Source organism: Elizabethkingia sp. YR214 (assembly GCF_003058195.1).
GTDB lineage: Bacteria > Bacteroidota > Bacteroidia > Flavobacteriales > Weeksellaceae > Elizabethkingia.
Window position 1 is genome coordinate 1 of the sequence record NZ_QBUH01000004.1, and the last position, 24,486, is coordinate 24,486.

General features: G+C 33.9%; 19 protein-coding genes, 1 tRNA gene and 2 pseudogenes. 16 read left to right on the plus strand and 6 right to left on the minus strand.

What is annotated here, in order from left to right:
* Positions 1-1,166, minus strand: a 1,166-nt coding sequence (locus C8J95_RS08590) for a pitrilysin family protein (RefSeq protein WP_146165450.1), incomplete at its 3' end; no start/stop codon positions are given.
* A gap of 504 nt (positions 1,167-1,670) precedes the next feature.
* On the opposite strand from C8J95_RS08590, the gene C8J95_RS08595 reads away from it, so the two are divergent.
* The 11 genes from C8J95_RS08595 (at position 1,671) to C8J95_RS08645 (ending at position 16,016) form a co-directional block, all read left to right on the plus strand.
* Positions 1,671-3,140, plus strand: a complete 1,470-nt coding sequence (locus C8J95_RS08595) for a hypothetical protein (RefSeq protein WP_107807987.1) — start codon at positions 1,671-1,673, stop codon at positions 3,138-3,140.
* 575 nt (positions 3,141-3,715) lie between these two features.
* Entirely contained in the window at positions 3,716-5,023 is a 1,308-nt protein-coding gene (locus C8J95_RS08600; protein WP_107808322.1) for a pitrilysin family protein, read from the plus strand.
* Between the two features lie 51 nt (positions 5,024-5,074).
* Positions 5,075-6,472: a pitrilysin family protein gene (locus C8J95_RS08605; protein WP_078721370.1), complete on the plus strand. Its 1,398-nt coding sequence runs from the start codon at positions 5,075-5,077 to the stop codon at positions 6,470-6,472.
* Positions 6,473-6,599: 127 nt separating this feature from the next.
* The gene (locus C8J95_RS08610) at positions 6,600-7,361 is read left to right on the plus strand and encodes a hypothetical protein (RefSeq protein ID WP_078721092.1); all 762 of its coding nucleotides are present in this window, start codon (positions 6,600-6,602) and stop codon (positions 7,359-7,361) included.
* A 416-nt stretch (positions 7,362-7,777) separates the two neighbouring features.
* Positions 7,778-7,939 carry a hypothetical protein gene (locus tag C8J95_RS08615; RefSeq protein ID WP_244892989.1) on the plus strand — a complete coding sequence of 54 codons (162 nt, stop codon included), beginning with the start codon at positions 7,778-7,780 and terminating at the stop codon, positions 7,937-7,939.
* Positions 7,940-7,955: 16 nt separating this feature from the next.
* Entirely contained in the window at positions 7,956-9,668 is a 1,713-nt protein-coding gene (locus C8J95_RS08620) for an FISUMP domain-containing protein (protein WP_107807988.1), read from the plus strand.
* Positions 9,669-10,457: 789 nt separating this feature from the next.
* Positions 10,458-10,841 (plus strand): hypothetical protein, encoded by a 384-nt coding sequence (locus C8J95_RS08625; protein WP_107807989.1) that lies wholly within the window; start codon positions 10,458-10,460, stop codon positions 10,839-10,841.
* A 247-nt stretch (positions 10,842-11,088) separates the two neighbouring features.
* The gene (locus C8J95_RS08630; protein ID WP_107807990.1) at positions 11,089-11,271 is read left to right on the plus strand and encodes a hypothetical protein; all 183 of its coding nucleotides are present in this window, start codon (positions 11,089-11,091) and stop codon (positions 11,269-11,271) included.
* A gap of 11 nt (positions 11,272-11,282) precedes the next feature.
* Positions 11,283-12,869, plus strand: coding sequence for an FISUMP domain-containing protein (locus C8J95_RS08635; protein WP_107807991.1), 1,587 nt, complete (start codon positions 11,283-11,285; stop codon positions 12,867-12,869).
* Between the two features lie 400 nt (positions 12,870-13,269).
* Positions 13,270-14,877, plus strand: a complete 1,608-nt coding sequence (locus C8J95_RS08640; RefSeq protein WP_107807992.1) for an FISUMP domain-containing protein — start codon at positions 13,270-13,272, stop codon at positions 14,875-14,877.
* A gap of 203 nt (positions 14,878-15,080) precedes the next feature.
* Positions 15,081-16,016, plus strand: a complete 936-nt coding sequence (locus C8J95_RS08645) for an alkyl hydroperoxide reductase (RefSeq protein WP_255412750.1) — start codon at positions 15,081-15,083, stop codon at positions 16,014-16,016.
* 79 nt (positions 16,017-16,095) lie between these two features.
* Here the strand turns inward: C8J95_RS08645 and C8J95_RS08650 are convergent.
* Positions 16,096-17,138: pseudogene (locus C8J95_RS08650) on the minus strand (IS3 family transposase); the annotation flags it as partial.
* Positions 17,139-17,344: 206 nt separating this feature from the next.
* Between C8J95_RS08650 and C8J95_RS18595 the strand changes: the two are divergent.
* Both C8J95_RS18595 and C8J95_RS18935 read left to right on the plus strand, forming a co-directional pair.
* Positions 17,345-17,554 carry a hypothetical protein gene (locus tag C8J95_RS18595; RefSeq protein WP_131828270.1) on the plus strand — a complete coding sequence of 70 codons (210 nt, stop codon included), beginning with the start codon at positions 17,345-17,347 and terminating at the stop codon, positions 17,552-17,554.
* A 54-nt stretch (positions 17,555-17,608) separates the two neighbouring features.
* Positions 17,609-18,385 (plus strand): annotated as a pseudogene (locus tag C8J95_RS18935) (recombinase family protein); the annotation flags it as partial.
* Between the two features lie 754 nt (positions 18,386-19,139).
* Here C8J95_RS18935 and C8J95_RS08660 read toward each other — a convergent pair.
* Positions 19,140-19,221, minus strand: a tRNA-Leu gene (locus tag C8J95_RS08660).
* 64 nt (positions 19,222-19,285) lie between these two features.
* The gene (locus C8J95_RS08665; RefSeq protein ID WP_107807994.1) at positions 19,286-20,053 is read right to left on the minus strand and encodes an MBL fold metallo-hydrolase; all 768 of its coding nucleotides are present in this window, start codon (positions 20,051-20,053) and stop codon (positions 19,286-19,288) included.
* A 46-nt stretch (positions 20,054-20,099) separates the two neighbouring features.
* Here C8J95_RS08665 and C8J95_RS08670 point away from each other — a divergent pair, with 46 nt between their 5' ends.
* From C8J95_RS08670 to C8J95_RS08680, 3 genes are read left to right on the plus strand one after another with little or no spacing between them, the layout of a single operon-like run.
* On the plus strand, positions 20,100-21,527 hold the full coding sequence (locus C8J95_RS08670) for a nicotinate-nucleotide adenylyltransferase (RefSeq protein ID WP_107807995.1): 1,428 nt from the start codon (positions 20,100-20,102) through the stop codon (positions 21,525-21,527).
* Positions 21,527-21,973, plus strand: a complete 447-nt coding sequence (locus C8J95_RS08675) for a GAF domain-containing protein (RefSeq protein ID WP_034869827.1) — start codon at positions 21,527-21,529, stop codon at positions 21,971-21,973. Before C8J95_RS08670 ends, C8J95_RS08675 begins: the two co-directional genes overlap by 1 nt.
* Positions 21,974-21,980: 7 nt before the next feature.
* On the plus strand, positions 21,981-22,271 hold the full coding sequence (locus tag C8J95_RS08680) for a DUF1272 domain-containing protein (protein WP_107807996.1): 291 nt from the start codon (positions 21,981-21,983) through the stop codon (positions 22,269-22,271).
* Positions 22,272-22,397: 126 nt separating this feature from the next.
* Here the strand turns inward: C8J95_RS08680 and C8J95_RS08685 are convergent, their stop codons facing one another.
* Both C8J95_RS08685 and mgtE read right to left on the minus strand, forming a co-directional pair.
* Entirely contained in the window at positions 22,398-23,114 is a 717-nt protein-coding gene (locus tag C8J95_RS08685) for an ABC transporter substrate-binding protein (protein ID WP_107807997.1), read from the minus strand.
* A gap of 20 nt (positions 23,115-23,134) precedes the next feature.
* Positions 23,135-24,445, minus strand: a complete 1,311-nt coding sequence (gene mgtE / locus C8J95_RS08690; RefSeq protein WP_045184424.1) for a magnesium transporter — start codon at positions 24,443-24,445, stop codon at positions 23,135-23,137.
* Positions 24,446-24,486: the final 41 nt, after the last annotated feature.

The following is a 24,486-nucleotide window of genomic DNA, read 5'->3' on the forward strand; positions in this document are numbered from 1 at the left end:
TTATTTTTAATATTATCATATTGTTTTAATAAAGCTGTTTTAGCTCGTTGAACATCCTGATCTGTATATTTAATTGTTGGTATCTTATCTAGTTCCGAACGCACCAAATTTTCCGTTGCCTTAATATCAGTATCATTTGGAATATTTGCTACAAAATACATGAATCCGGAATCACGTAATCGAAAATGATCAGTACTTATAGAGGCAATATTTTTTGTGTTTACCAGCGATTTATAAAGATATCCGGAGGGATCTGAAGTCAATATCTCGGACAATGCATCTAGTGCAGCATAATCTTTATCAGCATATGGAACCGTATGATAAACTGCCCCAAAGACCTTACTATCTCCTGCTCTTTTTAGCTCGACAAATCTTTCCCCATCCTGTGCTGGCTCTAATGTATAGGTCTTATCCAAAACTCTTGTGGGCTTTGGTATAGATCCGAAGTATTGTCCTATATATTGCAAAAGTTTAGGCTCATTAAATTTTCCTGCAACTACTAATATGGCATTATCTGGCTGATAATATTTTTCATAAAACTTACGTAGCCTGTCTGCTTTTACTCTTTCAATATCTTCTTTACTTCCAATTGTGCTGTTCCCATAGTTGTGCCACAGGTATGCAGCCGAAAGAATTCTCTCCCGTAAAACACCTTCCGGATTATTCTCTCCAATCTCAAATTCATTTCTTACTACAGAGAACTCTTTATCTAAATCTGATTGCAAAATTGTAGCATTAATCATCCTATCTGCTTCCATTTCTAATGCCCAGCGCAAGTTTTCTTCATTGAACGGAAATACTTCATAATAATTGGTCCTGTCATACCAGGTGGTTCCGTTAGCATTACCTCCTTTATCTGAAAGCATTTTCTTGATGTCTCCTAACTTTTTGGTACTCTTAAAAAGCATATGTTCCAGAAGGTGAGCCATTCCTTTCTCTCCGTAACCCTCATGTTTGGAACCTACATTGTAGACTATATTAACGACAACATTACTTTGTGAAGCATCGGGAACCAGAAGAACTTTCATACCATTATTCATGGTATATTGTTTCACACCTTCAATATTTGAGACAAATTTTGGTGTTTGTTGTGCCTGTGCATAAGTCACAACTGATCCTGAGACAGCAGTTGACAGTAGCATTGCCTTAAGTACAATTTTATTCATATATTTTGTGGTTAATCATTATAGATATTAAGTATTTCTTGCGGGGAAGAACTAAAAGACATGGTGCATAAATTATTTTGTTTTAATTGTATTTCGCATGACTAATAAGCTGAGGCAAATTTATTGAGGTGCCATAGTTGTTTTTTTAAAAACAAGCTAACAATTTTTAATAGACTCGCTAACATTATCTAATAGACTTGCCTGAATTATCTGTGTTAAAATTGTTTTAACGAAATAATAAATCATATTTGCTAATATTTAATTCAGGACTCAGTATTTTTAAATGAGAATAGCTGAATATAATAATGTTGCTGTTTTAAGCACGGTTCCTTCTAAACGAGGATTCAAACAGGGCAGATAAGCTTCTGAATAGGCAAGCCTTTCAGATATTTAAAGGTTTAAATCTTATGTAACAGATCGAAGAAAATAATACTAATTACTATATCAATATCTATTGAAGAGAAAAATATTTTATAATTTTAATAACTATAATTCGTGAAAAATATGAAGCCTTATATACCCTTTTTTTTGTTGCTCTCTATTCTTTTTTATTCACAAAATTCTAATGAGCAGATCATCAAAGAGAAAATTAAGGAAATTTCTGCTTTACAGGCAACAAGCAAAACTGAGGAAAAAAGAATCATTTCATTATCTAATGAGCTTTATTATATTTCTAAAAGTGCAGGAAATAAAAGAGGTATGCTTATATCTCTGGAAAGTCAGGCAGTTATATACATGAACAGAGGAGATGCTAATCAAACTTTAAAAGTTACAACTGAAGGGATTACTCTGGCGGAAGAATTAAAGAGTAACCCATGGAAGGCAAGATTTCTTCTTCTTAAAGCACAAGCTCTATTATTTGCTGGTGCTTATACTGATTCCCGTATTAATTTTTCAAAAGCGTATAAAATTACAGATTTAATAGATGATAAAAATATTAGGCACCTGCTAAAATCAATAATTTATACAAATCTTATAAAGTATGCCGAATTTGAATATGACAGAACCGGAAAGAACATATATAAAGACTCTATAGTATATTTTGCAAAAAAAAATTATGAGGAATCATTACAAATCTCAGAAAAAAAATATCCCCTAAAAAAAATCAGCGCTGGGGAGGCAGCAAGATTATTAGGGCAAGCATTTGTGGAGGATTCAAATTATATTGAAGGAGAAAAATACTTTAATATATCTGAGAAATTACTTAAAAATAGGGGTGACAACAGAGTACTGGCAGCATTATATAGTGGCAAGGGGCTATTGGAATTTGGAAAGGGAAATAATGAGAAGGCTTTGAACTACTACCAAATGGCTTTGGATTTGTCAAAGGATTTTCATTATACCGATCTTACCGTTGGGTTATATGAAAATCTTATACTACTTTATAAAAAAACAGGGGATACGAAACAGGAACTCTATTATATGGAAAAGAGCAAAGTTCTAAATGATAGTTTATCTAATATTCACAAAAATGCATTGATTACACAAGGTCGGGATGATATTCATTTGGCCAGAAAAGAACAACTCTCATATTATAAGAATTGGACAATATTTCTGATAATTGGAATCATTTTTCTTGCTTGCCTAATTTCATATTATATCTATAGAAAGAATAAAAGCATAAAAAAGAATGTAGCTAATTATATAGAACTCTCCCCGGAAAAAATTGATATCCATGAGAATAAAATTGCGTTATTACTGGAGATGGCTAAAAGTAATGATAAACAATTTTTAGTTTTTTTTCAGGAAGTATTTTCAGATTTGTATAAAGAACTTTTAAAATTCGATCAGCTTACATCTGCAGATTTAGAAATGTGTGCTTATCTGAAACTGAATATACAGACAAAAGAAATAGCGATGTATAAAAAGGTATCTATAGGGGCTGTAGATAACAGAAAATACCGCATAAGAAAAAAACTGAACCTGTTACCCGAGAGTGACCTGTATAAATGGATTAATACAATTAAATCATAAACGTATGTAAATTGGTATATTCTGATTAGATAGAATTTTTTTTCTATAATATTTACTAATAAGCATATTAAACCAGTATAGTTGCGGATAATTTTTAATATATTTAACTAACTGAAAATTATACCTCGAGTTAGGGAAAACGTGCGAACTATCAGGAGATTAATCTTTAAAAACAAGGTTCAGCTCTTTTTCTGTAAAGATACTTTTCTAAAAGTTATTTTTACCCTCCATATTCTTGTCAAAATTAGCTTTTACATTTTTGTCCTTTCTCGTTTAAAATAAAAATAAGTGGATTCATATGTCCCTATCTTCATTTGTTAATGACAGGAATTGCATTAAAGAAAACAACAACGTCTCTTTATTAAATTTAGAGAAGTAAATATTACAAAAACGAATCTAAGAATGAATCATCATTTGGTTAGGTTGTTTATTTTGTAATTTGTTGATTATCAACGATTGTTAGATATTGTTAGAGTGCTTATTATAAACTGTTATACTCATTTTTTTTAAGCCTTTAGTTTTTCAAATAATTTTGTCCGAGAATTTTAAAAATGGAAAGAAATAGAATTTCGCCAATGAAGAAAATATTATTTTCAATTACAGTTTTCATCTCAGGACTGCATTTTTCACAACAAATTAAATTTGAAGAATATGATCTGCCAAATGGATTACATGTTATTCTTCACCAGGATAATACAGTACCTGTAGTTACAACAGGGGTAATGTATCATGTTGGTTCTAAAGATGAAGTCAGAGGAAGGACTGGTTTTGCACACTTTTTTGAACACCTCTTATTTGAAGGGACGCCAAATATAAAAAGGGGAGAATGGTTTAAAATTGTGGCTTCAAATGGTGGAGATAATAATGCTTCAACCTCGAATGATATAACTTACTATTATGAAACTTTTCCATCTAATAATGAACGATTAGGGCTATGGATGGAAGCAGAGAGAATGTATAATGCTGTGATTAATCAAGTAGGGGTAGATACTCAGAGGGATGTTGTAAAAGAAGAAAAAAGAGTGCGTTTTGATGGGCGACCTTATGGAAATCTATTGATATCTGTTTATAATCATCTTTTTTCCAAGCATCCATATTCCTGGGTACCAATTGGATCAATTGAAGATCTTAATTCTGCAAAATTAGAAGAATTTAAGGACTTTTATGAAAAATACTATATTCCTAATAATGCCACTTTAGTGGTTGCAGGTGATATCAAACCGGAACAAACCAAAAAATGGATTGAAGAATACTATGGAGGAATTCCAAAAGGAATAGTATATCCCAAAAATTATCCTATGGAGGATCCTATTACCCATGAAAAAGAGGTGACTGTTGTTGATCCTAATATCCAGATTCCAGCTTACACTTTTGCATACAGAACACCAAATGGTAAAGAAAGAGACTCTTATATCATTGATATGCTTTTATCTTATCTCAGTATGGGGAGTTCATCAGTTTTATATCAAAAGTTAGTGGATAAGGAAAAAAAAGCGCTAAGTATTGATATTGCTAATACTGCCCATGAAGATTACGGCATACTTGCACTTTTTGTTTATCCAATGGGAGAGGTAACAAGAGCATCTTTACAGAGTGATATTGATGCAGAGATCAAAAAATTACAAACGACTTTAATTTCGCAGGAAGACTATGAAAAACTTCAAAACCAGTTTGAAACTCAGTTTATAAATGAAAACGCAAATCTGGAGGATATTGCGAAGACACTGGCAAAGAACCATATATTGAAAGGGAATACTAATTTAATTAACACAGAAATTGATATCTACAGATCTGTTACCAGGGAAGATATTCAAAAAGCTGCTAAAAAATATCTGAATTCCAACCAAAGAGTAATCATTAATTATATGCCTGAAAGAAAATAATCTTAAAAGGCTATGGTTTTTAAAATGATTAAAGCAATCAATTATACACTAATGAAAAAACAATTGACATATTTAGTAATAGTATTTTTGTTTTCAGGAACGTTTTCTGCACAAAAAAAAGGTACTAGTGCTATGCCTAAACCAGGACCAACACCCGTAGTTAACTTGGTTAAGCCAAAGGTATTCCATTTAAGCAATGGTCTTACAGTAATGGTTGTGGAAAATAGTAAATTACCAAGGGTAAGTTCTAACTTGTTGATATACAGGCCTCTTTTTTATGAGGGGGCATTGAAAGGAATAAGAGATATTATAGCGAAACAGCTTAATAAAGGAACAACAAATAATACTAAAGAGCAGTTTAATAAAAAAATTGATTTCTTAGGTGCTAATCTTAGTTTTTCTGCTAACGGAGCCTCTGCAGGTTCTCTTTCAAAATATTTTCCGGAGGTTTTAGGTTTAATGGCTGATGCAATTATCCATCCAAAATTCTCTCAAGAAGAAATTCAAAACTCTAAAAATAGAACAATTGAGGGTTTAAAATCTGAAGAAAAAGACACCTCTTTAATTATGTCCAGGGTTTCTAATGCTGTGCAATATGGAAAAAATACCTCTAAAGGACAATTTGTAAGTGTGGAATCGGTTAATAAAATTCAGTTAACAGATGTTCAGAATCTCTATAAAAAATATTATACCCCGGATCATGCCTGTTTAGTTATTGTTGGAGATGTAAAATATGAACAAATAAAACCTTTAGTGGAAAAGGTGTTTGATGGCTGGAAAAATTCAGATCCCATAGTTACAACTTTAGAGCGGGCTTCAAATGTGGCAAAAACCGAAATTAATCTTATCGATGTACCTTCTGCAGTACAATCGGTTATTTCAGTAAATAATCTTATTACACTCAAAAAGCAGGATCATAATTATTTTCCGACTGTTATTATGAATTATATTTTAAGTATAAGGCTTAATATGAATCTCCGTGAGAAAAATGGATTTACTTATGGTGCCGGATCCAATTTAAACGTAGATAAATATTTTTCCAATTTTTCTGCTGAAGTAAGTGTAAGAAATGAAGTTACTGATAAAGCGGTAAAGGAAATTATGCATGAGCTTAAAGCTATTGTTACTATAACGCCTGAGGAACTTGAGAATGCTAAAGTTTTGTTAAAAGGGGAATTTATAAGGTCATTAGGAAATCCTAAAATGATAGCTGCTTATGCATTAGAGCAAAAGCTCCTTGATCTTCCTTCAGATTTCTATAGCAATTATCTGAAATCTATTGATAGAGTAACAATGACTGATATTTCTAATGTCATAAAATATACGATTAAGCCAGATCGAAGCCGGATTTTTGTTGTAGGGAAAGCCTCAGATATTTCAACAGGGCTTAAACAACTAGGTTACTCCGTCAAATATTTTGATAAAGAGGCTAATCCTGTAAACAAGTAATGGTGGACTGTGTATTTAACTTTAAATATCAGTTTGGAAAAGTCTGTTTGACCAGAAAATATTATAGTCAGATATATGTTTTTATATACTGAAAATAAAAAAGGTCTACCAAACAAAATAATATAAAATGAAAACAAACGAGTTGATTAAAAAGCTGTTATTGTTTTTCGCTGTTCTGCTATTTATGTGTGGGAAAAGTCAATTTACTTTTTCGGGAAAAATAATAAATGATGAGGGACAAAAACAAAGTGAAGTACAAATACATAATATGAGAACAGGTTATTCTGTAATGAATGATTCAGATGGTAATTTTAGTATTGATGCCCTCCCCGGAGATGAAATAAGGTTAACTTCCAGTCGGTTTTTACGGACTAATATTGTATTAAAAGAAGGGCATTTTAAAAGTAAACAAACCATACAACTCAACCCTTTTGTAAAAGAAATTGCAGGAGTACAGCTCGATAAAAGATCCATGAAAGATAGAGTAGTGGTATTACAGAATAAAATAGGACTGCCCCCACCGCCTAAAAAGCCCCGGGAAGTCCCGCCACCTACTATGAAGCAGGTCGGTGCAATAAAATATTTGCGGAGTAATAGGAATCTCAATAATCTTTATAAAAACCTGTCTGGAGATGCCCGACGTATGCGATCCCTTTATCATTATGAAGATGCTGAAGAAAAGCTAGGTTGGATAAGAGAGAGTCTTGGCAACGATTTCTTTGAAGAAAACAGCATACCAAGCGATCGACAAAAAGAATTTATACATTTTGTAATGGGAAAGGAAGAATTACATATTCCTATTAAAGAAAAAAATATTGATGCTGTAAAATTTGCACTTTCCCGTTATGCACAAGATTTTATAAAATTAATTGAAAAGCATAATTCATAATAACCCTCTGTCATACTTCTATTTATTAGAATGTCGTATTGAAGTACATCTGTTTTAAGGTAAAATATGTGATGTTGAGTAAAAGAGATATGAATTGGGAAACTTAAAATAAGAGTATAAGTGCTGTAAAGCAAGTCCAACCCTAAATGACATTGCTATTCTTTGTAATGGGAATAGACATGTTAGCTGTAGTAATATAATATTTCAGGCATCATTTGTTAATAGGCAAACTCTATTTGGCTTGCCTATTAACAAAAATAATGAAACAAGTCTAATTTATAATTATGCTTTCTAAAAATTTTATATCCTAAGATTCTGGAATAATGATATCTGTACTATGAAAAGGTATTATCTGAAAAAAAGCACAATAAAAAAAAGAGATGAAAAAGAAATTAGCACACTTACAAGAAAGCTCCTTGAAGAAAGAGTATCTGCCTCCCAGCATTGAGGTGGATGTGATTGAACTGGAACAAGGAATAGCGGCGGGATCTGCAGTTGTAGTTCCTACAACTGTTAACGGAGATGTATCTCAAGAATGGGATACAGATACAGATACTACAGGAACATATAATTGGTAATTAAAAAGCAGTATTAATGAAAACACGAGTATTTATAGATCGAGAGAGTAGATTAGCATTTATATTGATTTTATTAAGTATTTTCTTTATATTTTCCTGCCGGGGTAGTGATACCGAAAGTAAACTTACCGAAGGTACTGCTGTTATTAAAGTCAACCTTAACGGTGAAGCTTTTGGAGATGAAAGCTCCTTAAAACAGGCAACTCTAGGAAATAAAGTGACAACACCATTGGAGACTATACAACGAAAAATAACTCCTTTTAATAAGGATTTTGATTTAGTAGCAGAATTATTACCGGTGAGTTCATCTTCATCGGTTAATAACGAGCAAGCCTCCCTGAAAGGGGCTCCTATGGCAATAACAGAAACTATTTTACTTGGAAGTAAAATTAAGTATAAAGTAGTTGTCTATAAGTCAACTGGAGAATATGTTACCGAAAGAGACTATATACATGGACAGGAATCAAGTACTGCAATATTAAATTTAGATGGAGGTAGTAATTATACTTTCATTGCTTATTCCATAAATAGTACTACTACTTTACCTTCAGTAACTTTTTCGGATCTCACAAACAAGACATTAAGTACTTCTATTCTTTCAGAAGTAAATGGTAGTAGTGATTTCATGTATTATCGAACAGATATGCAGGTATCAGGAAATAATCCAAATTATCTGAATATAGTATTGGTACATAAACTAAGTCAAATAACTGCTACAATAGACGCTTCCGCAACAGGGTATAATATTACAGCTGTAAATGCTGGCTTTGATTCACATTACCCTACATACGATGTAGATATAAAGACAGGAACTGTCAGTAGGAAAGGAGCTGTAGGTATTGCTCCTGTTGTATTTTCAACATTAGGAACTCCAGTTATAGTTGGACAGCCAACAATAGTTAATGGTTCTACCCTTACGGGTAACCTTATTCTGTCTTCAATTACAATAGGTCCGCTTGTACAATCCATTGCAAGTAATGCATTGACAGATCTAAAGATTATATCGGGAGTTAAATATAATTTAAAGCTATCAATTCAACCAACGGATATCTATTTGACTTATAATGGGCAAAGTGCAGCGCGTATCAATGGAAAAATATGGATGCGTTATAATCTTGGAGCAGACATGAACTCTAATCCAGACCAGAATCCAAGTGTTGTAGGGCTTCATGGTAATTATTATACATTTGGAAGGAGGCTTCCTATTGCAGGAAAAACGGATACTTCACCAAATAATGATTTTAATAGTTCTCCGGCATCTGATAATGCATGGAATACAGGTACTGAATCTAATCCAGCAAAAACTACAAATGATCCCTGCCCTACAGGTTATCGCGTTCCAACACAGACAGAGTTCCAGGCACTAATTGATGCGACACTTCAAAACAGTGTGGGAACGTGGTCAGCAAGCAATACCAATTATACTGCGGCAACAGTATTAACAAGTAAGAAGAATCGTAATGTAAAAATAGTTTTACCTGCCCAGGGATCATTTGGAGTACATACTTCCACATCAATATGGGGTGTAAAAACTTATACATCAAAATGGCTGGCTAATGATAGAGGATTAAGAGGAATTTATTGGACCAGTACCATTAATAACAATATTTCTTACTTTAGAGCATTAGCTGACGGAGCTTTAATAAGGACAGTCAGTGCAGGAAATGGAGATGTGAAATTTCCGGAAATTAAGCTTTTCGGCCATAGTATCCGCTGTACCTCTCAATAAACAATAATATTTTGATTGCAGACTCTGCAACATTTATTATAAAAAACCAAAACTGAATTATATAATAAATGATAGCTCTATAATATTTAATGTAGTTAAAATGTTATAACAATTGATTTTTTGTTTATAGAAGACAGACTAACTATGTATCATATTTTTATGAATTGACGATCTTATAGGTAGCCTCTAAGAATTAATATTTACGGGCTATCTTTTTAAATCAATGAATATAAAGGATAAGAAATTCACTGCTAATATAATACAACAGATTATATGTTAGAATAAATAGAGAATCTATATACTATTATTAATATTTCAATCATTTTAACCAATAGAAATACCCTTTTAAGAACTGTAATAATACATTTGGAATTAGTTAATCCAAACTATAAATTACAATTAAATATGGTTTAACCATATTATTAAAAAATAATAAAGAATCATCATTTGTTTGTTTGTGAAGGATTAGTAATCTTATGATATTTTTTCATCAGTATCATTTATCAGCTACTAATCTCTGGGAAAATCCTGTTGATTTATTTTCAACAGGTTCCCTTTTAATAATTAAAATAGAAAATGAATAAAATAATAATAAGCTTTCTGTTATTTTTTTATCGGATGTCAGATAAAGAACTAGCAAATCAGTATGTTTTTTCCTGAGTTTAGAGGAAAGAGCTATGACTTTATATTATTTCAGGGCTCAGAGCAGAAAACTATTTTCAGGGGGTAATCCCTGGTGGTGGTAAATTTACATTATCTGTTCCTAAAGAATATGCTCCTTTTAAAGGAATGGGGCGTTGGCTTATTACAGGAACAAAAGAAGGCGGAGGTCTGGATATGTATATTCCCGGGAATGACTTCTCTGTCAGTTGTGATTCGAATAAGCCTGATAATACCAATATTATCTACAAAAATAATTCTGGTAATGCAGAACTAAATGAGCTATTGAAAATACAGGAAAAAATCCTGAGCCGTTATGATTTGATGTTGGCGGCTAAAAATATTTTCACATCTAAAGATCATCATTATCCTGTCTTTTTGGACGAGTATGAAAAGCAAAAAAAAGATTATGAACTATTTCAGCGGTCATTAAATAAACGATCTGACTATATCAGTGAATTTATCCGGATTGTGAATATCACCAATGGTATAGGTACAATGCTTTACACCTAAGAAGAGGAAAAGGCGGATAATATTGCAAACTATATTGCTGAAAATCTGAATTGGGAATCATTGTATACCTCAGGGCATTGGTGGAGTGTAATTAATGGTTGGATAAGTATATTAGATGGTTTTGTTATGCAGATATAAAAATGGGGTTAGGTGCTATTATTATGAGTAGGAATAAGAACCGGATTAAAAGAATTATGAAAATATAAGAGATACAAATTAGAAAAATAATAAAAACACAAAATATCTAATGGAGATTAAAGAGAAAAAAGATTATTATCCTCCGGTAATAGAGATAACAATTATAGAAATGGAATGTGGAATTGCCGCTAATTCTGCAGCTGTTTCGCCTGTAACCGTCGACGGAAATGCAGATCAGGTTCAAACTGACTGGAACGGGAATGACGATACTATAATACACACAGAATATTAAAATAATCAAAGATGAAAAAAAATCTATATGTTACCACTGGTATTACACTACTTTCAGTATTATTTTTTAATGCCTGTCGTAGTACTGATGCAGATAATAGTATTACTAAAGGAGTTGCATCAGTGAATATTAATTTATTAGGGACGAATTTCTCCAACTCATCTTTGGCTCATAATGCTTCTCTGAGTAGAAGTGCAAATTCAGTAGCAGAAATCCAAACACATAGTGTATTGGTTAATCCTAATACGGTTATAATTGCAGAACTTGCACCATCCCTCGATTCTATTTCTACTTTGGCTAAAGTTTCTGATATAAAACCTATGGCGTCAGTATCCGGAAATTCACTTACCTCAGGAATGAAATTTAGGGTAATTGCCTACCGTCAGAGTAATGGAAATTATCATACTCATCAGGATTATACAGTAGGACAGCCAGCTATTCCTATGATGTTGGATAATGGAGCTGCCTATAATATTGTAGTATATTCATATGGGACAACAAGTCTTCCGGCAATTAGCTTAGGAGAACAGGATAATATCAGTAGTGCTTTTGTCAATTATGATGATAACAGCAGGGATTTTATGTATCAAAAAATAAGTTATACGCCGGTTAATGACAATAATAGTCTGGACATTACTTTAAGACACAAGGTAGCACAGATTACAACAATTGTAAAAAATAGCACAAGTCAATGGCCAGGTAATATATATTCTATAAGCGATGCTGTTATATCTCCACATTACAGTAATGGTATTTTTTCTTTAGACACAGGGAATATGTCCGGGCGTAGTCTGAGTACGAATGCTGCAATTACTTTTCCGAAACCAAATGGAACCTCAGTAACAGCAGCGCCGGTATTTGTAAATGCCGATACCAATGGAAAGCTTACCGGTACATTTTTTGCAAAAATAGCAAATGCTTCAGGACCTATCGTTGATGTTCTGGCCTATAATGCCTTTAAAATAACACCCGAAAACAAGAGTAATCTTACGATAAATCTAAGAACATGTCTTGCAAAATTGACCGCAAATTCATGGAGGGATTTAATGTGCCATAATTTAGGTGCAGATCAAAGCGCAGATCCTTTTACACCTTCTGCTGCTATTCATGGTGCGAAATATCAATGGGGAGCACAAACGGACGAAACAGGACGCTATTACTCTCAAAGTGATGATCAGAATCATAGTGAAGCTATTTTAGGCTGGAATACTACTGTAAAACCTGATGGTTCCTGGTCTGAAAGTAATAAAACTGCAAATGATCCCTGCCCTAAAGGTTATCATGTACCAACGCAGGGCGAATGGGAGGCGATTATTGCTCATAATGCGATAACCTATATAGGAAGTAACTGGACAAGCTCATCAACTAACTATAGTAATGGTATTAAAATTGGGAATGATTTATTTCTTCCTATTGCGGGTTTCCGCCGTTATAACAATGGACGGTTAGGAGGAAGAGGATTTAGCGGAGAATATTGGAGCAGTGGGACTTCAGGAGCTAACGGAAGAAACTTGTTAATTACTAATGGCAATAGTACAGCTAATGCAACTGGACCCAAGGCATTAGGTTTGTCTATTCGTTGTATTTCAGATAGATAATACAAACATCTAAGACTGTTTTCCTATAACTATAAGATAGTAAAAAATATTTCATATAAATTATTGTTTGTTCATTATGAAGTTGTCAATATTTAAAGATATCTATGTATATCGTGTTTTTGTGAATTGACAACATTTAGGGTAACCCCTGAATAATAATTCTTAGGGTTACCTTTCTAAAAAACTAATAATAAACCAGGCAATATCTTTGAATTATGTATCTAAATATACGGGTGCATTTCCTGACGCTTAGACGTAATTACTAGAGAAAAAGGATGGAGAATAGTATATAATTCTGTGGTTATTTCATAATTGTGAGAAAAAATATAGATCAGGTTCGAATTGACCCCAATGAAAATAATTATATAATAACATATATATAGAGATTAAGAAAATAAAAATGAAAAAAAATCTATACAGTATCACTGGTATTACAATACTTTCATTACTATTTTTAAATGCTTGTCGTAGTACTGATACAGATAATAGTATTACTAAAGGAGTTGCATCAGTGAATATTAATCTAGTGGGGACAGAGTTCTCCAGTTCCTCTCCTGCTCTTAATGCCTCCTTGAATAAAAATAAGGGTTCAGTATCTGAAATCCGGACACATAGCTTGCTAATTAATCCGGCTACTGTAGTAACAGCAGAACTTGCACCGTCCTCTGATGCTGTCCAGGCAATGGCTTCTGGTATAAGATCAATAGGAGCTATCCCGGGTAATAATCTTGTAACAGGAGTGAAATTTAGGGTAATTGCCTACCGTCAGAGTAATGGAAATTATCATACCCATCAGGATTATACAGTAGGACAGCCAGCTATTCCTATGATGTTGGATAATGGAGCTGCCTATAATATTGTAGTATATTCATATGGAACAACAGGTCTTCCGGCAATTAGCTTAGGAGAACAGAATAATATCAGTAGTGCTTTTGTCAATTATAATGATAACAGCAGGGATTTTATGTATCAAAAAATAAGTTACACTCCGGTTAATGACAGTAATAGCCTTAATATTACTTTAAGACACAAGGTAGCACAGATTACAACTATTGTGAAGTATACAGGTTCAGAGAACATCACTTCAATTAGTGGTAGTATATTAACACCTCATTATAGCGATGGTATCTATTCATTATTATCTGGGATGATGTCAGCTCGTACAATAGCCAGTCCTGAAACGATATTAAATTTCCCGAGTTCTGGATTTCCTGGTAAGATTCAAACTGCTTTTCCCGTATTTATTAATGCAGATACAGGTGGTTTTGCAACAGGTGGATTTTTGACAAATATAACAATAGGAGGAGTCAGTAAAACCATTAATTTGCCTAATTCTTTTAAAATTACTCCGGGAAATAAGAGTAATCTAACCATCAATTTAAACAAATGTGGAGTTTACCTAGGAGCTGGAAATACGCAATGGAATGATTTTATGTGTTATAATTTAGGTGCAGATCAAAGTATGGATCCTTTTACAGCTTCTGCACTTGTACATGGAGATAAGTACCAGTGGGGAGCACAGACCGGCGAAACAGGTTATTATTACTCTCAAAGTGATGACCAGAGCAATAGTGGTGCTATTTTGGACTGGAATACTGTTGGGAAACCCAATGGTTCCTGGTCTGATAGTAGTAAAACACTTAATGATCCTTGCCCTCCAGGGTACAGAGTACCAACCCGAACTGAATGGCAGAATATTATCAATAACAATAAAAATATAGAGCGGGTCGGTTCGTGGGCTAATGATGGAAATTATACTTCGGCGCTCTATTTTAGAGATGCTTCAAATATACGTACCCTAATGTTGCCTACTACAGGATTCCGTGATGCACTCAGCGGGACCCCTCTTTATCGTGGTAATACTGGTTTATACTGGAGCAGTAATGAAAGCACTACTTCTTTCCCTCTTGGTCAATACTCGTATGGACTTTACATAGGTCCCTCAACTTTAAGCACTAGTAATGTTAGTCGCGTACATGGTTTGGCAGTCCGTTGTATAGCAGGATAAATCCTAATGAATAATATTTATTTAATGATCTCAGATGTTCCGGATCCGGGGACTATATAGATAAAAAAGAATCATCATTTGTTTGTGAAGGATTAGTAATCTTATGATATTTTTTCATCAGTATCATTTATCAAATACTAATCTCTGGGGAAATCCTGTTGATTTATTTTCAACAGGTTCCCTTTTAATAATTAAAATAGAAAATGAATAAAATAATAATAAGCTTTCTGTTATTTTTTGTCGGATATCAGATAAAGAGTCAACAAATTAGTATGTATTTTCCTGAATTTAAAGGTAATAGCTATGATTTTGTATTATTTCAGGGCTCAGAGCAGAAGACTGTTTTTCAGGGGGTAATTCCCAACGATGGTAAATTTACATTATCTGTTCCTAAAGAATATGCTCCTTTTAAAGGAATGGGGCGTTGGCTTATTACAGGAACAAAAGAAGGCGGAGGTCTGGATATGTATATTCCCGGGAATGATTTCTCTGTCAGTTGTGATTCGAATAAGCCTGATAATACCAATATTATTTACAAAAATAATTCTGGTAATGCAGAACTAAATGAGCTATCGAAAATACAGGAAAAAATCCTGAGCCGTTATGATTTGATGTTGGCGGCTAAAAATATTTTCACGTCTAAAGATCATCATTATCCTGTCTTTTTGGACGAGTATGAAAAGCAAAAAAAAGATTATGAACTATTTCAGCGGTCATTAAATAAACGATCTGACTATATCAGTGAATTTATCCGGATTGTGAATATCACCAATGGTATAGGTACAATGCTTTACACCCAAGAAGAGGAAAAGGCGGATAATATTGCAAACTATATTGCTGAAAATCTGAATTGGGAATCATTGTATACCTCAGGGCATTGGTGGAGTGTAATTAATGGTTGGATAAGTATCCATACAAATGTATTAAAGGATCAGGAGAGGTTCATAAAAGACTTTGAAATTATAAGTTCAAAGCTTAAAAATGATGATCATTATAAGGACTTTATTTCTAAGGTGGCTTTCTTTCTAAGGGAGAAAAATAATGAAAATTATTTGAAAGTAATAGCACCATTGGTTAAACGTTCCGGTAGGATAAATAGCTATAATGGTTATTTGGAGGAGTATATTAAATACCAATAAAAACAAATTTTATAATACTTGATTATAACTGAATAGATATATGACGTATGAAAAGTCATAAAATTATAGATTTAATACAATTTTCAAAAGTATCAATCAATCCAAATTCATGTTTCAGAATACGATTGACTCTTTCTGCCACGGCATTTTCATAAGGATCCGAGTTTTCGGTCATGTTGATAAGAATATTATTTTTCTTTAGTATTTCTATATACTCTTTACTCTTTACTCTTTACTCTTTACTACAATATTGTAAACCTCTGTCTGAGTGATGAATTAAAGAATGCTTATAGATTCTGTTCTTTATAGCTTTCTTTAAGGCTTTCAATGTATAGCTCGTTTGTAGATTATCACTCAATTCATATCCTACAATTTTTTTCGAATAAGCATCAGTAATCAAATGGAGGTAATAATTTCTCTCTTTAGTTTTCAGATAGGTAATATCTGTTACCCATATCTTCTCTGAAAATTCTGACTCTTTTTCTTTGATTATATTAGAATATTTCTTCATTCAGTGTCTGGAATTCGTTGTTTTTTAATAACTATGCCTTCGAGGAATTAAAAGATAATTTGATTTTAGAATCTTAAATAATTGATCTCTTCCTATTATGAATATTCTCCTTATTAAAATCAGCCTTAAGTCAAACGTAAATTTTTCGGGTGTCTAACTTTGGCATCTTTTTACGAATTGATAAGACCAATTCTATAATCCTTTCTTGATTATTACAGAAGCTTGACTGCTTTGTTCTTTTATAATATGTTTGTTTACTGTATCCAAACAATCGGCAAATATCTTTAATTGAAAAAGTTGCGCATGGTATTATTTCCTGGATTGATTGGAACCAGACTTTCTTACGATTTCAATTTTCAGCACACATTCTGCTATTTCTATAAATTTCCGAAATACTTTAAGCTCCTCCTCCTTTTTGGATAAAGCTGCTTCAAGCTCTTTAATCTTTTGTTTTTATAGATCTTTCATTGGCCTGCTCTTACTTAGTTGCTATGAATAAGTAAAGTTACCATATTTTACTAACCAGCTGGGAATACAAGAATTGCCACGAATATTGTATCGGATTTGTAATTGTGATTTTGTAAATAATCCCGTTTGTATTCGGAAACAATTTGTCTTTTGAATCCCTAGCTGTATTTTGTACGAGGATAGAGTTTTTTTCATAAGAATAACTATTTTATGGTTTGTTACTCAACCTTTTTCAGAATGGTGCAGAGAGAGTTGATTTTAGCCAAATACTTCCTTCTAATTTCATACTTAAATTTTAAATAGTGTTAATCCTAACTTGATTATAACTCTATAAAAGGAGTTTAAACAGGTGAAGAAGAAAAGTTATAAGAGCTTTGAACGCTTAGATAAAACAGTTTTGGGAGAATCCCGTGTATTTATTAAAGAAAACGATTTAGAAGAAATCAGGAAATTAATTTCTGATTCGGAAAATGATATTAGTGAGGATGAGTTAAGAGGTATTGTTACTATTCTTAATACTATTATTCGTTTGGGAATGAAGGAATTTATAATCCGCTGATTTAGCAATGCTTAAAGATGTATATTTAAAAATTAATCAGTAAACCAATAAATTATGATTGTTGATTTGTATATAAGAGTTTCAACTGATGATCAGGCAGATAAAGGTTATTCCCAAAGAGATCAGAATGAAAGACTAAGAAAGTATTGTAAATTAAACAACTTTACCATAGGTCAGGTTATTTATGAAGATCATTCTGCTAAGAATTTCGAAAGGCCTGAATGGATCAAATATTTAAATTATCTAAAAAAGAGAAGCACTAAAACAAATATTGTATTATTTACAAAATGGGACCGCTTCAGTAGAAATGCAGGGGATGCTTATCAAATGATTGGGTTATTAGCTAAGCTTGGAGTAGAACCTCAGGCTATTGAACAGCCTCTCGATTTATCGGTGCCTGAAAATAAAATGATGCTTGCCATCTATTTAGCAACACCAGAGATAGAAAATGACCGTAGAGCTTTAAATACTTACAATGGAATGAGGCGGGCAAAGAAAGAAGGTCGATTGATGGGAAAAGCACCATATGGCTATATCAACAAAAGTAGAGAAGATGGAAGTAAGTATATAGCTTTAAAAGAACCTGAAGCGTCTAATGTGAGATGGGCATTTAATGAGATTGCTAAAGGTGTAATGGCTATTAGTCAGATTCGGAAAAAAATGAATGAAAGAGGAGGAAAAAGACTTGAGAAAACAGCATTTTATATGGCCCTTAGAAATCCCATGTACTGTGGCAAGATTTTCATTGAAAAGAATAAAGAAGAAGAAGCTTATTTCGTACAGGGGCAACATGAAGCATTAATAACCACAGCAGTATTTGATCAGGTTCAGTTTATACTGGATGGAAAAAAGGCAAAGAAGGTTACTAATACAAAATTTCTTTCTGATGAAAATCTACCTTTAAGAGGTTTTTTGATTTGTCCAAATTGTGGCGGTAATATAACAGGTAGTGCTTCAAGAGGAAGGCGTGAAAGATATTACTATTATCATTGCCAGCCTCCATGCAGATTTAGACATAGGGCTGATGCAGCTAATCTAATATTTTTAAACGGACTAAAAGATCTGGAGATTAAAGAATCGTTAAGAGAATATGTCAAAAAGAAATTCCTAGAGAATTATAAGGCTTCTTTAGTAAATCCAGTAGCAGAAAAGAAGAGAATAAGTAAAGAAATTGACATATTGAATAATAAAATTTCGGTTGCCCGAGATAAATTATTCTCGGAGATTATTGAAGATGAAGAATACCTTGAAATTAAGAAAGAGTGTAGAGAACAAATTGAAAAACTTGAGAATAAATTAAGTAAAGATTATGAGCAAACAGATTTAAAAAATATAAGTACAGAGAAACTTCTTGAAAAAGCATTTCATGGATTGATAAATGTCGGTTTTCTCTATGATAGTGGGGATATTGAAACTAAACGTGAAATAATTGGTTCGATATTTCCTGATAAATTAGTGTTCGACGGCATTAATTATCGAACCACTAAAATGGATATTTTAGCTCGTCATATCTTTCAGATTAAGAGTGACTTAGATAAAAATAAAAAAAGGAAAAGCGAACAAATAAGTTGCTTTTCCTGTTTTGTACCCAGTGCCGGAATCGAACCGGCACGCCTCGCGGCACTAGAGTTTGAGTCTAGCGCGTCTACCAATTCCGCCAACTGGGCCACTCGAAATTGTGAGTGCAAATATAGACATATTTTTGTTTCTGAAAAGAGTTTTTTTCAAAAATTAAAAAACAATTTCCTGTCCGTCAAAAGCCAGCTGGATGTGAGATGGCAGCTCTTGATTCATTTCGTCGTGAAAACCAATATGATGGCTCAGGTGAGTAAGGTAAGTTTGCTTTGGCTGAAGCTCCTCTACAAGTTCCAAAATCTGAGGCAAAATAAAATGTGCAGGATGTGGATTGTCCTTTCGCAGGCAGTTAATGATGAAATAATCGAGATTTCTTAGCTTGTCTTTCTCCGTATCCGATATAGCACTGGCATCCGTAATGTATGCTGTATTTTTGAATTTATAGCCGAAAATATCAATTTTATAGTGTGTAACTTCTATAGGAAGGATCTCAGTATCTAAAAGAGTAAAAGGCCTATTATCCAGAAAATGCATTTCAAAAGAAGGCGCTCCCGGATATTTTTCGTCGGAGAAAGCATACGGAAACCGTTTTTTTACTTCGTCTCCTGTACGTGGTCTGCAATAGATGGGCATATCTTTTTTGCTCCGAAAGATAATAGGGCGCATGTCGTCCAGACCAATTACGTGATCGTTATGTTCATGGGTGAGAAGTACAGCGTCCACATTATGCTCCTGTTGGGTAAGCATCTGCTGCCTGAAATCCGGGCCGCAGTCTATTAATATTTTTCTGTCATCATCTGTTGTTACCAAGACTGAAGACCGTAATCTTTTGTCTTTAGGATTCTCCGACAGGCAAACAGGATCAGTACATCCAATAGTCGGAACTCCCTGAGAAGTTCCTGTTCCTAAAAATTTAAGACGCATTTTTTGAAGATGGTATTTATTTTGATAAATTTACAAAAAAATAAAAATGTCCCTAATAAAGCAAATTCTTACCCCAAAGCAAAAGGCTTTAAACATAAACTTAGATCCGTCGGTGTACGGAACTTTCGCGGAAATTGGTGCTGGGCAGGAGACTGTTCGGCACTTTTTTAGGGCAGGTGGTGCATCTAATACGATTGCAAAGGCCATGTCTGCTTACGATAAAGATTTCAGTGATGCGATCTACGGAAAAGAAACAAAAAACAGGTATGTTACCCAGAATCGTCTTAGAAAAATGCTTCGTTATGAAGTTTCTTTGATTGAAGAACGTCTGGACAGAGAAAAAAATCCGGGAAGAAAATTCTTCTCCTATGCCAATACGGTAACAACCATCAATTACGATAAAACCCAAAAAGGACATGGTTGGGTAGGTATACGTTTTCAGTTACACGACAGTGAAGCTTATAACGAAATCGTTATCCATGTAAAATTCAGAGAAAACGATGCAACATTACAGCAGGAAACATTAGGTAATCTTGGTGTGAATCTTATCTATGGGGCTTTTAGATATTCCGATAACCCGAGAAGATTAATAGAATCTTTATACGACGATATCTCAATAGACAAATTAGAATTAGACATGATAGACTTTAGCGGGCCTGCATTTGAGTATGTAGATAACCGTCTAATGTCTCTTCAGTTAGTGAAGATGGGAATGACAGATGCTGTAATTTTCAACTCTGAAGGTAACAATATGCTTCCGGCAGATATTCTGTACAAACAGAATATTTTTGCGGTAAGAGGAAGTTTCCGCCCGGTAACACTGGTGAATGTAGATATGTTCGAGAATGGACTGAAAATGTTCCTTAAAGATAATAATACAACTATTGAAGATACAGAAGTTTTATTCGAAATTACGATTGCCAATTTACGTGCAGCCGGTGATATTGACGAACGCGACTTCCTGGACAGAGTAGACGTACTTGCAAAACTGGGGTACAATGTAATGATCTCCAACTTCTCCGAATACTACAGAATGGTCGATTACTTCAGCAACTATTCCAACGGGAAAATTGGTGTTGCAATGGGAGTAAATAACCTGTTAGATGTCTTTGATGAAGAGTTTTATGAACTACTTCCGGGAGGAATCCTTGAAGCCTTTGGTAAATTCTTCAAAAAAGGAATGCGTGTATACCTTTACCCGTACAAGGATACAACAACAGGAGACTTACTAAACTCTGAAAACCTTAAAGTACACCCGAATCTTAAAGAATTATATAAATATTTCAAATTAAACAAGCGTATTGTAGATATCAATAGCTTTAAACCAGAGTATCTGGAGATTTACTCAAGAGAAATCCTGAAGAAAATTGCCCATTGTGAACATGGTTGGGAAGAACAACTTCCAAATGGAGTTGTAGAGATCATCAAAGAACGCGGAATGTTTGGTTACAAAGAATTAGCTTTCGAAGAATAATGAAAAACTTGAAACAAAGACTTTCCTACTTGCTTGCAGCAGATGAAAGTGTAGAAAACAGACTGAAAAAAGTATGTGTATTACTGGATCAGGAAATAGCTTACTATAACTGGACCGGATTTTATTTCCGAAACGGAGACAAAGAAGAACTTGTATTAGGCCCATATGTTGGTGCTGAAACAGATCATACTGTAATTCCTTTTGGAAAAGGTATTTGCGGGCAGGTAGCTGTTTCCGGAGAAACTTTTGTTGTTCCGGATGTGTACAGTCAGGATAACTATTTGTCTTGCTCTATTGATACCAAATCCGAAATTGTAGTACCAATTTTTAAGGATGGTAAAAACATAGGACAAATCGATATCGATAGTCACACTGTTGATCCGTTTACAGATGAAGATACCGAGCTTTTGGAATGGCTTTGTGGAGAAGTAGCTAAAGTTTTGTAGAATAATAATGTTGGAACTCCGTACAATTTGTGAAAATTGTGGCAAAAAATTTCCACCAGATTCTGAGGAAGCCATGATTTGTACTTTTGAATGTACCTTTTGTAAAAACTGTGTTGAACAGGTTTTGGAAAATGTTTGCCCTAATTGTGGTGGCGGATTTGAGAAAAGACCTGTGCGTCCACGGAGTTTTTTAGAAAAATATCCGGTCAGTGAAAAGGTTATTTTTAAACCTGTTGATCCGGAGAAATTTAAAATTATGTTAGAAAAATACAGAGATATAAAACCTTCAGAAAGATAACGGGAATATTAATGTTTGTTCCATTTCTGTAGATTACAATATTCTTATTAAATATAATCCCCATAGCTTTTAATAGCTGTGGGGATATTTTATTCTGAATCTTATAAGATTGCCTTTAATGAGCTTCTATATCGTAGTGACAAGTTCTTTATAGTAAGCTTCGCATTTCGCAATATGAGTTCCGTACCAGGAGAAAGCTTCTCCGTCTACAATCATAATCTTTTTCTCTGGATATATAGCCCTGAATTCTTCCAGATGCTTTTCCTGAAAAGGGTAGGGCTCCGAAGATAGCATAATGATTTCAGCCTCGTCCAGATCCTGCATTTCGATAACAGGATAACGCTTTTGCTTGGAGAAAATATTTTCAAAACCCAACTGCTGAAGCAAATGATGGATGAAAGTATCACTTCCAATCGTCATATAAGGCTTTTTCCAGATCAAATAAGCGATTTTTATCCTTTTGTCGAGTTTGTACTGGTTGAAAATGTCATAGATCTTCAGATTGAATGCCTGAGCCTTTTCTTTCTGATTAAACATATTTCCAAGGTTTTTCAGAAAATAGTAGTTGTCCTCTATGGTCTCAATATTGGTAACCCATACTTTAAAATCAGGCATAAGAGCTTCAACCTGCTCTTTCATATTCTCTTCCTTGTTGGCGAGAATAAGATCAGGTTTTAAAGCTCTGATTTTTTCGAGATTAATGTTCTTGGTTCCGCCTATAACTTCGATATCTTTTACCTGATCTTTAGGATGGATACAAAATTTTGTCCGTCCTACAATATCCGGAATGCCAAAGTCTAAAAGACTTTCGGTAAGAGAAGGTACCAAAGAAATAATGCGCATGATTGGGTTTTATCCCAAATTTACAAAAGTTTTCCGGTTAGTAAGAGTCCGGCAACGGTGAAGTAAATAATCAATCCGGTAACGTCTACAAGTGTTGCTACAAACGGAGCAGAAGACGTTGCAGGGTCCAGCTTTAATCTCTTTAGCACAAACGGAATCATCGATCCTGAAAGAGTCCCCCATAATACAATAAGAACTAAGGATAAAGAAACACTAAGTGCTACATATAACCAGTGTATTCCGTAATCGAATAATCCTAAATGTTGCCATGTGTAAATTCTGATAAAACCGATTATACCCAAAATTGTCCCCAGACACAATCCGGAAATAATTTCTTTACGCATTACATACCACCAGTCTTTCAGGGTGATTTCTTGAAGTGCCATGGCTCTGATGATAAGTGTTGCAGCCTGAGAACCGGAATTACCTCCACTGGAGATAATAAGCGGTACAAATAAAGCTAATACAACGGCTTTCTGAATTTCATGATCAAAATAACCCATAGCAGAGGCTGTAAGCATTTCCGAAATGAAAAGAATAATAAGCCAGGTAGCCCTTTTCTTAATCATTTCTGTCCAGCTGGTTTGAGTATAGGGAAGATCTAAGGCTTCCAATCCCCCGAATTTTTGAATGTCTTCGGTGGTCTGTTGTTCTATTTCGTCGATGATGTCATCTATGGTTACAATGCCTACAAGGACACCTGCTTCAGTAATAATGGGTAAAGCAGCACGGTCATACTTTTCGAAATAGTGAATAGCATCTTCCTTTGTGGTTGTAGTTGTAATTGCAACAAAATGATTATCAATAAGCTCAGAAACTTTCTGATCCTCATCAGCAAGCAGTAGTGTGCCAATAATCATGTCATCGATTAATCTGTTGTGGTCGTCCACAACATATACGAAGTTCATGGTCTCAGCTTTCTGACCCACTTTCTTTATATGTTGAAAGCAATGCTTTACCGTCCATTCCTTTTTTACCTGAATGTAATAAGGTGTCATCAGACGGGCAATTGAATTCGATTTATAGCCCAGAAGTTTTAGTGCTACCGAACGCTCAGAAGGGTTAAGAAGATTAATAGAGTATTTAATGAGTTCGTCGGGAAAGTCCTCTAATAGCTGAGTTCTGTCATCCGGAGTCATTGCATTAAGAATGTCGGCAACATCATTGCTGCCGATACTGCGTATGGTCTCTTCCTGAAAACTGGGGTCCAGATGCGCAAAAACGTCAGCTTTATATTCTTTCGGAACTTTTAAGAACTCTAACAGTCTTTCATCTGCATGAAGTTCGCTTAGTTTTTCAGCTACATCAGCTGGATTTAGAATTGTTTCCATCACAGCAAAATTTTTCGCTGCAAAAGTAACGTGAATTTGTC